Consider the following 13,807-nt stretch of genomic DNA (forward strand, 5'->3'; position numbering starts at 1 on the left):
TAAGGTTAAAACGTCAATAAATAAAGCGTAAGTAAAGTGGCGACAGTATTCGCCACTTTAATATAATTTTTTTATTACTGTTTTCTGATAAATAAGGTTTACTCGATAATGTCAACAGATTCTAATTGTGCTTCAAATTGCTCAACATCACCTTTGATTTGGTAAAGTTTTACTAGCAAATAATCGAGCTCTGGAGCAAACCATGCATAGGTTATCCGTTTTTTTTCTACAACTTCACGTTTAAATTTAACTGTTTTTACCAAGCCATATGGCAACATTAGCTCTTCTTCACCATCATATTGATAAACATAGTTTTTCAAAGAGCCGGAAGATTTAATTACAGGGTAAACAAATTGCTTTTGTTCTGGTTTGCTAATTAAATTCAGTCGATGTTGTAAATGATAACTTAATGAGTCTTGAATATTCTCAGGGAAGTCTATTTTTTTGGTACGTTTTTTCTTCTTGTTTGTTGCGGTATTGTTAGCAGTATCATAGCTCCACTCATAATACTTATCTCGACCAGTACCTTCACGCTTGTAAACATAGTTTGTTGGCGTAACTTTATTACCGTTAAGTTTTACTGTTGAAGTTTCTTCTCGTGTATCAGAAAATATTAACCATTCTATATCAGTATGGTAACTATACTGCGCCATATTATTAGCTAAATAATTTAATTCTCGTGATGCTTTACCTACAGCTTTACCACTTCGTAAAATTGTATAGTTAGCTTTAAATGCTGGCACCATTACCTTATTTTCATTATCTACTGTCTCGGCAGAAGATGTGGAACTAAACAATGTTAAGGTAGACAATAACAAAGTGGCACAAGGTAATGATTTCAACATATAAAATTCTCTAAAAACTAAGTTTATTCTTCGCTAGCATACCCTGAAGTTGGTAGGATAACACCATCAAATAGCGCGTTATCTCCTTCCATGGTGACACGTTTGCTACAACACCAATTCACCACTAACGGGTAAATTCTATGTTCTTGTTGGTGTACTCGCTGTGCAAGTTCTGTTGCAGTATCTTCTGGGAATACAGGCACTTTAGCTTGTAAGACCACAGGACCGCCATCAAGTTCCTCAGTAACATAATGCACACTGACACCATGTTCTAAATCGCCAGCGTCAATTGCACGTTGGTGAGTGTTCAGGCCTTGATATTTAGGCAATAAAGAAGGATGAATATTGATTAAACGACCTTGATAAGTTTGCACAAATTTTGGCGTTAAAATACGCATAAAGCCGGCAAGAACTACTAAATCAGGTTGATAATTATTAATTTCGCCGATAAGTGCGCTGTCATAGTCTTCTCGACTATCAAAGTCTTTATGAGAAAGCACCGTAGTGGCAATATTGGCTTCTTGTGCTCGGATGAGTCCATATGCGTCAGCTTTATTTGAAACTACAGCGACGACTTCGCCGCCATAATTTTCTAACTTACAGGCGTCAATAATCGCCTGTAAGTTTGTGCCGCCGCCAGAAATGAGTACTACAATTCGGCTTCGCATTGTTGATTAACCTTTGTTAATAATAACTTGCTCTTGGCCTGCTTGCATGTCAGCAATTGCGCCAATATGCCAAGCGTTTTCACCTTGTGCTGTTAAAATCTCAAGGCTTTGTTCAACTGCATCGGCTGGAACAACGATAATCATGCCAACACCACAGTTAAAAGTGCGGTACATTTCATGCTCGGTAATGTTGCCGTTTTCTTGTAACCAGTTAAATATTGCCGGCCACTCCCAGCTGTTGCCATCAACAATAGCTTGTGCACTTTCTGGTAACACACGTGGGATATTCTCCCAGAAACCACCGCCAGTAATGTGAGATAACGCATGAACATCAACGTGCTTAAGTAGCTCTAATACTGATTTAACGTATATTTTAGTTGGCTCGATTAAATGGTCACCAATTGACTTGCCATTTAGCAACTCGTTTGTATCAGTATTATTAACTTCTAATACTTTACGAATTAAAGAGAAACCATTTGAGTGCGCACCTGAAGAAGCTAAAGCGATAAGTTGATCACCAGCTGCAACTTTGGTTCCGTCAATCACACGTGATTTTTCAGCAACACCAACACAGAATCCAGCGATATCATAATCACCTTTGTGATACATACCCGGCATTTCGGCCGTTTCACCACCAACTAAAGCACAACCTGATAAAACACAGCCATCAGCAATTCCTGATACAACTGCAGAAGCAACATCAACGTCTAATTTGTCTGTTGCGTAGTAATCAAGGAAGAATAAAGGTTCAGCGCCTTGTACAATTAGGTCGTTAACACACATTGCGACTAAATCAACACCAACAGTGTCATGCTTTTTCAGATCAATCGCTAAACGTAATTTTGTACCTACACCATCGGTGCCAGCAACTAAAACCGGTTCTTTATAACCCGTTGGAAGTTGGCAGATTGAGCCAAAACCACCTAGCCCCCCCATAACTTCTGGACGAGTAGTGCGCTTTACTGCACCTTTAATATTTTCAACTAGGGCATTACCTGCATCTATATCAACGCCAGCATCTTTATAACTTAAAGACTGTTTTTCTTCGCTCACGGGGAACCTCAATTATGTAGTTAAGTGACTTGGGTATATAATAATGGCGCACATTCTACCAGCGCAAAGACCTGCTGAAAATCTTTAAAATAAATTATTTTTTTTAAGTGATAAAAATCAGCAACATTATGATAAGATCTTTATTATGAAACACTTGTTAAAGCTATATATGTTCAGAAATTGTCTGATTTTCCTATTTTTTGTACTGCCGTTAAAAATTAGCGCTATCGAAGTAGAAAACTTGTACAGTGCGAAAGTTGTTGTGGGCTCACAATCAGCAGCTGATCGTAATCAGGCACTGAAAAAAGCGCTCGCTGTCGTTATTTTAAAAGTAGGCGGCAAGAAAATTGAACATCCCTTAGTTTCTCAGGCGATAAAAAATTATAACCAGTATGTTAATCAATATCAGTATACGCGTAGTAGTAAACTGACTTACCTCGATGTTTCTTTTAATGAAGAGAAAATCAACAATTTGTTTAAAGCAAGTGACTTGGCTATATGGGGACGTTTGCGTCCACAAGTAATGGTGTGGGTAGTTGAGGAAAATGGTTTAGCACGTAACTTACTTTCGGCAACGTCTAATTCCGCCATTCCAGTAGCTATTGATGCTTTTTCTCAGTTACGTGGATTGCCGTTAATAATGCCAATTATGGATTTAACTGATTTAAGCGCTTTAACTGTTACTGATATTTGGGGCCGTTTTTCTCAACCTGTAGCACAGGCGTCTAAACGTTATTTTGCTGAATCAATTGTCGTGGTAAGAATTTCCAATAATAGTTTAGTGATGCAAGAAGAAACAGATAATTGTCAACCTTTGTGTCAAACACAACCGCTAGTGTTAGATTGGAGTTTGATGGCTGATGCACAGAATGAACATTCGCAAGTATTTAGCGAGCAATATCAAGGAGAAGATGCTTTAGAAATGTTAAATAGAGCATTGTCGGATATCACTGATGTTATTTATCAGCAATATGCGTTGTCGACATCGAATAGTAATGAATTATTAATTGATGTGGCTAATATTAGCTCGTTACCTGAGCTAATTGCGGTATCGGAGTTTCTTGGTGAGTTATCTGCAGTTGAATCGGTTCAGCTCGTTAGTGCCCAAGGCAGTAATCGTCGCTTTAAGTTATCACTTATTGGTTCACAACAAGCACTATTGGCATCTTTGAAGTTAAGTGAAGAACTTAATCAGTATATTGACCCACTTGCTGGTCCAGCGCAAAAGAATGATATTGCTGTTTTCTTTTGGGGGGATGAGTGAAAAAAGTCTCTCAGTTAACTTTGTCTGTACAATTGCCTGATGATGAAACATTTTCGAGTTTTCAAAGTGAAAGTAATCAACAAGTTGTGCAACAGCTAAAACACTATTTACAGCAAATTTCAGAGTCCCATAAAAAGGTTCATAGCTTATATTTGTTTGGTTTGACCGGTGTTGGTAAAAGCCACTTATTACATGCAAGTTGTGCATATGCTGATACCCTTGGCGTAACGAGCTTGTGTTTGTCATTTTCTGAATTAACACAATTGTCAGTTGACGTACTAGCAGGGCTAGAAAATATTGATCTGGTTTGTTTAGATGACATTCAGCTTATTGCTGGCAATACTGAGTGGCAACAAGCGGTATTTGATTTATACAACCGTATGGTTGAGCAAAATAAGTGTCTAATCATTACTGGTGATCAAAGTGTTGCGCAACTTAACATCAGCTTACCTGATTTAGTCTCTCGCTTGAGTTGGGGCTTAACGGAGCAACTTAAACCATTAAGTGATAAAGAAAAGTCTTTCGCTCTACAATATCGAGCGCAGCAACGCGGTTTATTTATTAGTGATGATGTTGCCAGTTTTTTAATTAACCGCTTATCGCGCGATATGACTAGTTTATTAGCAGCTTTAGAGCAACTCGATCAAGCTTCAATAAGGGAACAGCGGCGCATCACTATTCCCTTTGTTAAAGACATTCTTTTCAATTAAACGTAGCTAGTGATTTGTTGGTAAAGGCTTTTCGTAATAAGCAGTGCCATTGGCGTTGCGTCGATAATAAACCCCACGATTTAATGGCGACTCGATGGCATCTTTGTTCACTACTCGATTGGTTTGTGGGCTAATAGCTAGGTTTTCTGCCCACGTTTTACCTGATGACATTCCAATTGGCTGCGCTAAATTATTGATGGCTTCAGCTACATTTGAAAATTCTGGTAATATTTTTCGGGTAACGTACTCCGCACGTGGCCTTATATTGTTTTCACCAATGCGGCCCCGTTGTCCCCACGTAACAATAAACTCTTCATCATCACTTTGTGGTTGGTTTGTTACGGCTATATCCCGGTCGACATTGTATCGTACCTTCATCATTAGCTCGTCAAACAACATCGCATAATCTTCACGTTTACTTGAATAATTGTAAAAATGTGGTGACTGTTCTGGGTTGAAAAAGCCTGTAACGTCACTTGGGCTATAGTTTTGCTCGGTATCGGTCGCCGTTTCTCCATGATATCTTACTCGTGCTAAACGGTACATTTCATCACCATTAAGTGGTAACGCAGTGGCTAACATATCAGATGCAATACCAGTACTATCTTGCCGTTGCTGTGCATTATCAAGAATACGGTCATTTCGGTTCATGTTAGCCCATTCACTTTGCGGGAAATAGTCATTGGCATGTGCAAGTTCGTGGTACATAAGTGCTGCCAATACGTTAACACCGTCTGCTGCATCACGAGTTACTCGGACATTCTCAGGATAATAAAAGCTGGCATAATTATTATCTTTTACATATCGCCATGGCATAACAAAGTTGAGTGAATCACCGAATGATGCACGAAAATCAGGTGCTTGGTTTATAGTGTCTCGTTCGTCTGGTGTTAACCAAAGGTTATTGGGATCAAGGTGAATAGCACCGGTTACTGCCCAATAGTAAGATGGGCGAACATCATAGGAAATAACAATGGCAGTGGTAGCACGTAGTAAATTTTTAAAATCTCCAAATTGATCTGAATTCTCTAAAAATTCTTTAAATCGCTGTCCCATCCATTTATGCGAAACAACCACTCGATTCATAATATCGTTAACCGTTGGGGAAGTACTGTCATGTGCTATTAAAGGGAGTTCGTTTAAGCGACAAGTATTGCTAAAATCAATAGTATTACTATAAACACAGTCGACAAGCACATCAGCATAGGGTGAGTTGTCATTGTAAGGAAATACCCTTGCTAAGCGGTCATCGTAAGCGTTATTGGAATTTGTGCTAATAGTTGGCGCATTTTCAACTAGCACAGCAACAGTATCTTGATACGCTGTACTGCCATCAGAAGCGCTAACAGTAAACTCTAATAAACTATCGGCGCTAACCTGTGGGGCAGTAAAGAAAATCGCTTCTTGGCCTGCAGTACCATCACTAAAGGTGATTGTTGGTCCTGACGTTTGTTGCCACTGAATACTATTGGTGGAAATTGTATCGCTTTCTATCGAGGCGCGAAGAGAAACATCATTACCCTCAAGCACTGCATGGCCAAGTCGGGCCGATATTTGGCTATTACTATTCTCTACGTTGATAGTATGACTAAGTTGTTCATTACTACCATTACGGGTGAAAGATACTTGAAAGCTATATTCACCTGCAGTTGAGGGAGTGAATGCGATGCCTTTTGAATTGTCAGCATAAAAAATAACAGGGATCCCAGCGGTTTGTTGCCAGCTAATATTGCTGAGATTGTCATTTGGAAAGTAGAGAAATAAATCGACAGCTTGTGAGGTTTTGATGCCATTATCAAAGGCAATAATGCCAGTTTGCGCAACATCAGGGGTAAAATCACCGGGGTTAACATCAAGACTGCTGTCACTGCTACTCCCACCACAGGCTTGTAGCAAAAATAATGCGGATAAAGAAAAAATCTTATTAGTCAGTTGTATATTTTTCATTTACGCCCCTTACGTTGAGAAATTCCATTCTATAAACAGACCTGACAATGCTTGATAAAGTTCATAAAAAGTCAAAATATGGATGTTAGGTGATAATAGAGACTTCTTTGTAACTAATTTTTTTAAACGAGTAAAGAGTAACAGCGGTTTAATATTGATTTTAGGAAAAGAGTTTATTGGTTGTTTTTTATTGGAAATAATAATAACTAGCAATTAGTTTTATTGTTTATTTCGATAATAAAACTAATTGCTATTGTTAGGTAAGGCGAATGCTAGGGGCTTATTAGTTTTTCTTTTTGCGAATACTTAAACCTAATTCTTGGCCTCGATATTTTGCATAATAACTTCCGGCAATAAACATAATTGTGGCGAAAGTTAGCTCAAGTAATGCCCAGTGTTTTTCATTCGCTGACACCCATAATGTCGTTAAGCTATGTAAAAAGTAGATCATTACGACAAAATTAGACCAAGCATAGGTATAAGGATTACCTTGCACTAAACCTTTTAATGGAAACAGTAGTGGCAAAGTAAACATAACTAAAGTTAGTGGAATAGACAAAGCTCTGTCATCAGTGATAAAAATTAGCCAAATAGGCATAAATATCAGTAATGAAAAATAACCGAATAAGGCTATTTTTTTTAGCTGTTGTGTTGAAAATCGTTGTGCTTTTTTCATTTATATTAAGACTTAGTTGCAAAAAGCGATAGAACACTTTCAGGAGGGCGGCCAATAATCGCATTATTTTCATTAGTAACAATCGGGCGCTCAATAAGCTTAGGCGTTGAGGCCATTGCTAAAAATAATGCTGCATCATCAGCGGTTGCTAAGTTTTGTTCTTTATATTCTGCTTCTTTTACTCGCATCATTTCCCTTGGAGAAACATTTAAAAGTTTTGCTAAATTTTTAATAGCGTCAATATGTAAAGGTGTTTTTAAATATTCAACAATAGTGACATCTTGATTGTTTTCTTCAATTAACGCTAAGGTTTGACGGCTTTTTGAACAACGAGGGTTATGGTAAATGGTTAACATGTGAATCTCTTAAATAATGAATATATGTAGTTAGTTTTTATAGGTTTTGTTTTGCGTTATAAGCGCTTTAGTTTTTCTTGTTGTGCTTGTAACTGCAATATGCGGCCTTTCATTCGTTTTTTCAATAGTGGATTTTCTTCAACAAAGTTATAGCCAGTTTGTAACTCATCAATTGCCTTAGGGTAAGCGCCTAACAATGCATAAACTTCTGCTTTTGTGGCATGCATTAAGGCTGTTTTACCTTGTTTTCGGTATATATCGGTTAATAAATCGTGGGCGATAAAATTACTTGGATTTAAAGTGATAAAATCTTGCAACACTACTTCTGCTTGGGTTAACTTTTTTGCTTCTTGTAACGCGTTGGCATAATTTAGGCTAACTACTTGGTTATTCGGCATTAATAAGTTTAATTCTGCTAGCATACTAATGGCTTTATCAAATGCTTTTACTGAAATATAGGCGTCGGTTAATGCATCGACATAAAATAGGTTTTTATTGTCTTGTGCTAATAGGTTTTCTAGTTGCTTGACGGATTTTTGGTAATCTTTATTCTCGTAATGAGCAAGAGCTAACCCATATTCAGCTGCTTGTGCAATGGCATAACGTTGCTTTTTTATGCTGTCATTAAAGTAAGCTATATTGGTCAACGCATCGCTTTCATAGCGTGCTTTAATGCGGGCTTTAGCAAGTTCAAACTGCAAACTTGGTGCTAACGGGCGGGGAGATAAGCTTTGCGCCCTTAACCTAGCGTCAGAAATTCGTGATTCTGGCAATGGGTGGGTTAATAACATCGCAGGTGGCTTTGACTTGTAGCGAAATTTTTCTGCCATTGTTGAGAAAAAATCAGGGGCACCTTGCGGGTTAAAGCCACTATTAGCCAATAGCATTATACCAACTCTGTCAGCTTCTTTTTCATTCCCTCGAGTATAATTGATGCTAGCTTGTTGAGACGCTGCCATTGTTGTACTTAATGCAGCAATACCGGCACTAGGGTTGATTAAAGTAATTAAAACACTTGAAATCATCCCGGCCATTGTAAGCGGTTGCGATTTGCTTTGTGCTTCCAATCGCCTAGCTAGATGTCGTTGAGTAACGTGAGATATTTCATGGGCAACAACAGAGGCTAGTTCACTTTCCGTTTTTGCAGCCGTGATCAGGCCACTATGAATAGCAATATGGCCACCAAAAAAGGCAAAAGCATTGAGTTCTTTATTTTTAATTACAAAAAATTCGAAACTGTAATTAACATCTTTGGCATTGCGCACCATACGATTGCCTAAGTCGTTAATGTACTCAGTTAAAACTGGGTCGTTTAATACCGGCTGTGAAGCGCGTATTTGGCGCATCATTTCACCACCGATCTGCCTTTCTTTCTCAATAGATAAAACACTGAAGCCAGCAGAGCCGATTTCAGGTAATTTATTTTTATCGCTTTCTGCACCAACTGCGAGTACGTTGCTAGCCATTAATGTTGAAAATGCGCTTGCCACTACTAAGGGTTTCAAATTGAACAAGATTAAAATTCCATATTGTCAGGTTTACTTAGGTGTCTGATGGTTGTGAACTTGAATGTTTACGGTAAATTTCTTTGCAAAACTCCGCAATTGAATAGCCTTTAATATCAACAATTTCAAATGATTGTTCAAGTAAAGAAATTAATTCATCAACTCGAGTATTGGCATAACGCACTAAAGCGTAATCTGCTTGATCACCTTTTTGAAAGGTGTAGACAATAAAAGGAGTGAATGAGTTCAATCTAAACAGCATTTGCATTGTTTCTGGTGTCCACTTGATAAATGGGCACGCAGGATTGTTTATTTGTGCTTCGGTAAGTCGTTCGCCATTAACCATAGGGTAACAATGCAATTCATAATTTTGCTCATTAATATTATGAAAAAGTGATATTTGCGGTTTATCGGCGATTACTGCTTTATCAAAAATACTCGTTTGTGACGTTGTAAGGTTGCGATTCCAATTACTTTGATCAAGTAATTGCTTGAATGCACTATCAAAACCGTGAGTGAGAATACCATCAATGTCGCTAATGGTCGTTGCCGCTAAATGATATACCGCTGGCACGTCGCCCCAAGTTAATTTCTTTTTATAGGCGTTAATTTCTTTAAGACTTGGACTATCTGAAAGTTCGCTCATTCAACCTCTTTTTTGTTTTATCTTTATATTTACAGCAATTAGTATAAAAGAATTTCACTATGCCATTGTAATCAATTGTCGCAAATTAGATAATTAAACTAAAGTACTGCGCATATTTTTATTTATGTTATACGAATACGATGCCACACAAGATAAATGTCCAGTGCCGCTGGTAAATTTACGCTTGTTGTTAAGAAAACTAACCCCCCTTGATAGTTGTTTGATACGTATTTGCGATACCGGTTCTAAAAAAGACATTCCTAGATTGTTAGTGAAACAAGGCTTTTATTTTGAACAACGCAAAGTTAGTGAAGACATTATCGAATTATTGATAAAACTGGAAAAATAGAAATTATGGTTACATTGTTTAGCGATTGGTACAAAAGGCATTTTTCAGATCCAAATGCGGTAACCCTTCTGGTTATTTTAATTTGTGCTTTTTTATTTGTATATTTTTTTAGTAACTTATTAATGCCGGTGTTTGTTGCTGTTGCCATAGCGTTCTTACTGGATTTACCCGTTAATAAACTAAATCAGTTTGGGCTATCTCGTTCGTTATCTGTTGTAGTAGTGGTTTCAGCATTTGTTGGTTTTTCACTGTTGGGAATTTTAGGTTTAATGCCAGTTATTTGGCAACAAAGCAGTAATTTATTTCAAGAAGTGCCGCAAATGGTCGGTCAAGGTCATACTTATTTATTAGCCTTACCTGAAAAATATCCAACTATAGTGAGTGCTGAGCAAATTGGTGAACTTATTACTTTAGTGAATGATAAGTTCATTGAATGGGGACAAGTAGCGTTACAAGCATCACTTAATTCTATTTCAGATGTCGTTGCCTTACTGATTTATTTGATTTTGGTCCCGCTGATGGTGTTTTTCTTTTTAAAAGATAAAGAAGTGCTGTTTGATAGTGTACGTCAATTCTTACCTAATGATCGCCGCATGGCTAAGCAAGTGGGTAATGAAATGAACCAACAGATCATGAATTATATCCGTGGTAAATTAATTGAGATCACGATTATCGGCGCAGCATCAACAATTGCCTTTATTGCGCTTGGGCTAAATTATCCTGTGCTGCTTGGTGTACTGGTTGGTTTGTCGGTTTTGGTGCCATATGTTGGCGCGACAATTGTCACTTTTCCGGTAATGTTAGTAGCATTATTTCAATTTGGTACAACCGCCGAATTTGGTTACGTGATGTTAGCGTACGGTATTATTCAGGCATTAGATGGTAACTTATTGGTACCTTTATTGTTTTCTGAAGCGGTAAATTTGCATCCGGTAACAATCATTATTGCGGTAATCTTATTTGGTGGCTTGTGGGGCTTTTGGGGGGTATTCTTTGCTATTCCATTAGCAACCTTAGTGAAAGCTGTGCTAAATGCATGGTCAACCACTACACAGAACGAACCATTACAAAGTAGCTAGTTTTCAGCCATATTATGTAGGCTTAAATTGACAGCCTACATAATGTTTTAGTTTATCTAAATCTTTTCTATCTCGATTCCAATTATTGATATTTGTCATTATCAACACTTCTGTGCTTAGTTGACACGTCGAAATTAATTACTATTAAGTTTGTTTCTTAACTGGGCTTGCATAGCGATATTAATAGCATACGGTTATGCATGTGACCTAAATTTAAATTAAATTTTCTGTAGTAATTGCAATTTTTGCTTAATTATACAGCATTTTAAATGCCAGTTATTTAGCAGTTTTTGGTTCGCCAACGGATGTCATTATTCCTAATAAATCAATGGGCGATAGGTTATTCACTTGCTTATGGCGATGTCGGATAAGTAGCTTATTTTAATTCTAGGTATCATTTTTAATCTTTTGTATTCCAATAGCTGAAAGGGCGGCAGCTAGTAAATATAACAGGTATAAATATTGACCAAGCAATGTAAACCTTTTTAACACTATTACTCTCAAAAGTTTGGGCAAATAACTCTTCTCCTTCTATTCATATGTCTATTACAAATTTTTATATTGTGTGATTTAAATCAAAGCAAATTATCACACTTATGCCAACATAAGGCTGTAAAAATGATGTTGATAAAGGTAAACGCATGACAATGAGAAAACACTCTTTAATGGCTGCATTGACGACCTTATTAGTTTTTAGTAACGGTATTTCAGCACAGGCCGAAGAATTAACTCCTAAACGTAAAGCTGAACTTATTCATATGGTTAAGCAAGACTGTGGTTCTTGTCATGGCATGACATTAAAGGGCGGTTTAGGGCCAACATTATTACCCGAAACAATGCAGAGATTACCTCAAGTTGTTATCAAAAATACTATTTTATTTGGTCGTCCCGGTACGGCAATGCCTCCGTGGGAATCACTTTTAACGGTGCAAGAAGCATCGTGGATCAGTCAACAATTACAACAAGGTATCGAAACTCATGATCAATCCAAGTAAATTACTAGCGGCGACAGTGTTGTCGGTTTTAGTGAGTGCATGTTCTCAATCAACGCTTAAAAGCGTAAACCAAAATGAAGTTAATGTTGAATCATCTTTACGTGCTACTGGAGATTTAGGTGTCATTATTGAACGTGCTACAGGCCAAGTTCAAATTGTTAACCATACTCATGCGACACAATTAGCAGAAATTGACGGTTTAGGTGACTTATCACATGCCTCTATTGTTTATTCTCGAGATGAACGCTTTGCTTACATATTCGGTCGTGATGGTGGCTTAACAAAAGTTGACTTACTAAAAGACAAAATAGATCGCCGTATTATACAGTCGGGTAACAGCATTGGAGGTGCCATCAGTCAAGATGGAAAATTGGTTGCCGTATCAAATTATACTCCTGGTGGAGTCAAAGTATTTAACAGCGAAACCTTAGAATTAGTCGCCAATATTGAAGCGACAATTGTTCCAAGTAAAGGCTTAACAAAAGATGGTCAGCCATATCGCTCTAAAGTGGTTGGTTTAGTTGATGCCCCAGATAACAAATTTGTTTTTAGTTTATTTGATAGCCATGAAACTTGGGTAGCCGATTTCTCAGGTGCAGAGGTTGCAATTACCAAATATAAAGATATAGGTTTATTTCCTTACGATGCCTTAATCAGCCCTGACGGCCGCTATTATATTGCAGGTCTTTTTGGTGAAGATGGCATGGCATTACTTGATTTATGGCACCCAGAAAACGGGGTGAAACGCATTTTAAGTGATTACGGAAAAGGTGATAAAAAGCTACCTGTTTATAAAATGCCACACCTAGAAGGTTGGGCTATTGCTGGCAACCGTGCCTTTGTTCCTGCCGTTGGCCAACATAAAGTGCTCGTTATCGACACTAATACTTGGCAACAAGTAGCTGAAATAGAGGCGCATAGCCAACCTATTTTTGTAATGGCACAACCAGATAATCGTCAAATTTGGGTCAACTTTGCCTTTCCTGACAACAACACCATTCAAGTGTTTAACACTGAAACCTTAGAGAAGGTGAATACTTTAACGCCAGGTCCCGCGGTACTTCACATGGAATTTACTCCAAGAGGCGATAAAGTTTGGATGTCGGTTCGTGATGCTAACGAAGTGCAAGTTTACGACACAAAAACGCAAACCTTATTAAATACTATTCCATCTGAAAGTCCGAGCGGTATCTTTTTTACCAATCGCGCTCACCAAATAGGACTTTAATCATGTCCGTTGTTCTTACTCAGTTGCAGCAAGATATTATTAACCGTTTCCAAAAAGGTTTCCCGCTTTGTTCGCAGCCTTACCAAAAAATGGCTGAAACGCTTAATAGTTCAGAGCAAGCGGTGATCTCAGCAATGGTAGCTTTAGATGAAGCGGGAATTTTATCGCGAATTGGCCCGGTTTTTAATCACAAAAAAGCAGGTTCAAGCACCTTGGCAGCACTTGCTGTACCTGATAATAAGTTAGATGAAATTGCTGAAATTGTTAATCAGTTTGAGCAAGTTAATCATAATTATGGTCGTGAACACAGCTATAACTTGTGGTTTGTAGTGACTGCGAGTGACGATGACACTCTTTTACAAGTGATAACAGAAATTGAGCAATTAACCGGTTATCAAGTATTAGTTTTGCCAATGGAAGCGTCTTATCACATTGATTTGGCGTTTAATATAAACTTTTCTCAGCAGCAACTAGGAAGTCATTAAT

The 13,807-nt window shown here is 37.8% G+C and carries 15 protein-coding genes; 7 read left to right on the forward strand and 8 right to left on the reverse strand.

Annotated features, from left to right (window positions below; genetic code table 11):
* Positions 1-98: 98 nt before the first annotated feature.
* The 3 genes from AC27E9_RS10455 to purM are packed head-to-tail and all read right to left on the reverse strand — an operon-like array spanning position 99 to position 2,566.
* A complete protein-coding gene (locus AC27E9_RS10455) occupies positions 99-845 on the reverse strand; it encodes a DUF3108 domain-containing protein (RefSeq protein WP_487129881.1) in 747 nt (248 codons plus the stop codon).
* Positions 846-868: 23 nt separating this feature from the next.
* Positions 869-1,513, reverse strand: coding sequence for a phosphoribosylglycinamide formyltransferase (purN, locus tag AC27E9_RS10460; RefSeq protein ID WP_487129883.1), 645 nt, complete (start codon positions 1,511-1,513; stop codon positions 869-871).
* Positions 1,514-1,519: 6 nt separating this feature from the next.
* A complete protein-coding gene (purM, locus tag AC27E9_RS10465) occupies positions 1,520-2,566 on the reverse strand; it encodes a phosphoribosylformylglycinamidine cyclo-ligase (RefSeq protein WP_487129885.1) in 1,047 nt (348 codons plus the stop codon).
* 169 nt (positions 2,567-2,735) lie between these two features.
* Here purM and AC27E9_RS10470 point away from each other — a divergent pair, with 169 nt between their 5' ends.
* Positions 2,736-3,830: a DUF2066 domain-containing protein gene (locus tag AC27E9_RS10470; protein ID WP_487129887.1), complete on the forward strand. Its 1,095-nt coding sequence runs from the start codon at positions 2,736-2,738 to the stop codon at positions 3,828-3,830.
* A complete protein-coding gene (hda, locus tag AC27E9_RS10475; RefSeq protein ID WP_487129889.1) occupies positions 3,827-4,540 on the forward strand; it encodes a DnaA regulatory inactivator Hda in 714 nt (237 codons plus the stop codon). The genes AC27E9_RS10470 and hda overlap by 4 nt, the downstream gene beginning before the upstream one ends.
* Positions 4,541-4,546: 6 nt before the next feature.
* Here hda and AC27E9_RS10480 read toward each other — a convergent pair whose 3' ends face one another.
* The 5 genes from AC27E9_RS10480 to AC27E9_RS10500 all read right to left on the reverse strand — a co-directional run bounded on the left by AC27E9_RS10480 (position 4,547) and on the right by AC27E9_RS10500 (position 9,670).
* On the reverse strand, positions 4,547-6,487 hold the full coding sequence (locus tag AC27E9_RS10480; protein WP_487129891.1) for a hypothetical protein: 1,941 nt from the start codon (positions 6,485-6,487) through the stop codon (positions 4,547-4,549).
* Between the two features lie 283 nt (positions 6,488-6,770).
* Positions 6,771-7,163: a DUF2069 domain-containing protein gene (locus tag AC27E9_RS10485; protein WP_487129893.1), complete on the reverse strand. Its 393-nt coding sequence runs from the start codon at positions 7,161-7,163 to the stop codon at positions 6,771-6,773.
* A gap of 5 nt (positions 7,164-7,168) precedes the next feature.
* Positions 7,169-7,519 (reverse strand): arsenate reductase (glutaredoxin), encoded by a 351-nt coding sequence (gene arsC / locus AC27E9_RS10490; RefSeq protein WP_487129895.1) that lies wholly within the window; start codon positions 7,517-7,519, stop codon positions 7,169-7,171.
* A gap of 56 nt (positions 7,520-7,575) precedes the next feature.
* Positions 7,576-9,033 (reverse strand): beta-barrel assembly-enhancing protease, encoded by a 1,458-nt coding sequence (gene bepA / locus AC27E9_RS10495; protein ID WP_487129897.1) that lies wholly within the window; start codon positions 9,031-9,033, stop codon positions 7,576-7,578.
* A 28-nt stretch (positions 9,034-9,061) separates the two neighbouring features.
* Entirely contained in the window at positions 9,062-9,670 is a 609-nt protein-coding gene (locus AC27E9_RS10500; protein WP_487129899.1) for a hypothetical protein, read from the reverse strand.
* Between the two features lie 124 nt (positions 9,671-9,794).
* On the opposite strand from AC27E9_RS10500, the gene AC27E9_RS10505 reads away from it, so the two are divergent.
* The 5 genes from AC27E9_RS10505 to AC27E9_RS10525 all read left to right on the forward strand — a co-directional run bounded on the left by AC27E9_RS10505 (position 9,795) and on the right by AC27E9_RS10525 (position 13,806).
* The gene (locus tag AC27E9_RS10505) at positions 9,795-10,019 is read left to right on the forward strand and encodes a sulfurtransferase TusA family protein (RefSeq protein ID WP_487129901.1); all 225 of its coding nucleotides are present in this window, start codon (positions 9,795-9,797) and stop codon (positions 10,017-10,019) included.
* Between the two features lie 5 nt (positions 10,020-10,024).
* On the forward strand, positions 10,025-11,098 hold the full coding sequence (locus AC27E9_RS10510) for an AI-2E family transporter (RefSeq protein ID WP_487129902.1): 1,074 nt from the start codon (positions 10,025-10,027) through the stop codon (positions 11,096-11,098).
* Positions 11,099-11,739: 641 nt separating this feature from the next.
* Entirely contained in the window at positions 11,740-12,093 is a 354-nt protein-coding gene (locus AC27E9_RS10515) for a c-type cytochrome (protein WP_487129904.1), read from the forward strand.
* A complete protein-coding gene (locus tag AC27E9_RS10520; protein WP_487129906.1) occupies positions 12,077-13,321 on the forward strand; it encodes a cytochrome D1 domain-containing protein in 1,245 nt (414 codons plus the stop codon). Before AC27E9_RS10515 ends, AC27E9_RS10520 begins: the two co-directional genes overlap by 17 nt.
* Before the next feature lie 2 nt (positions 13,322-13,323).
* Entirely contained in the window at positions 13,324-13,806 is a 483-nt protein-coding gene (locus AC27E9_RS10525; RefSeq protein WP_487129908.1) for an Lrp/AsnC family transcriptional regulator, read from the forward strand.
* Position 13,807: the final 1 nt, after the last annotated feature.

The organism is Colwellia meonggei (genome assembly GCF_057537295.1).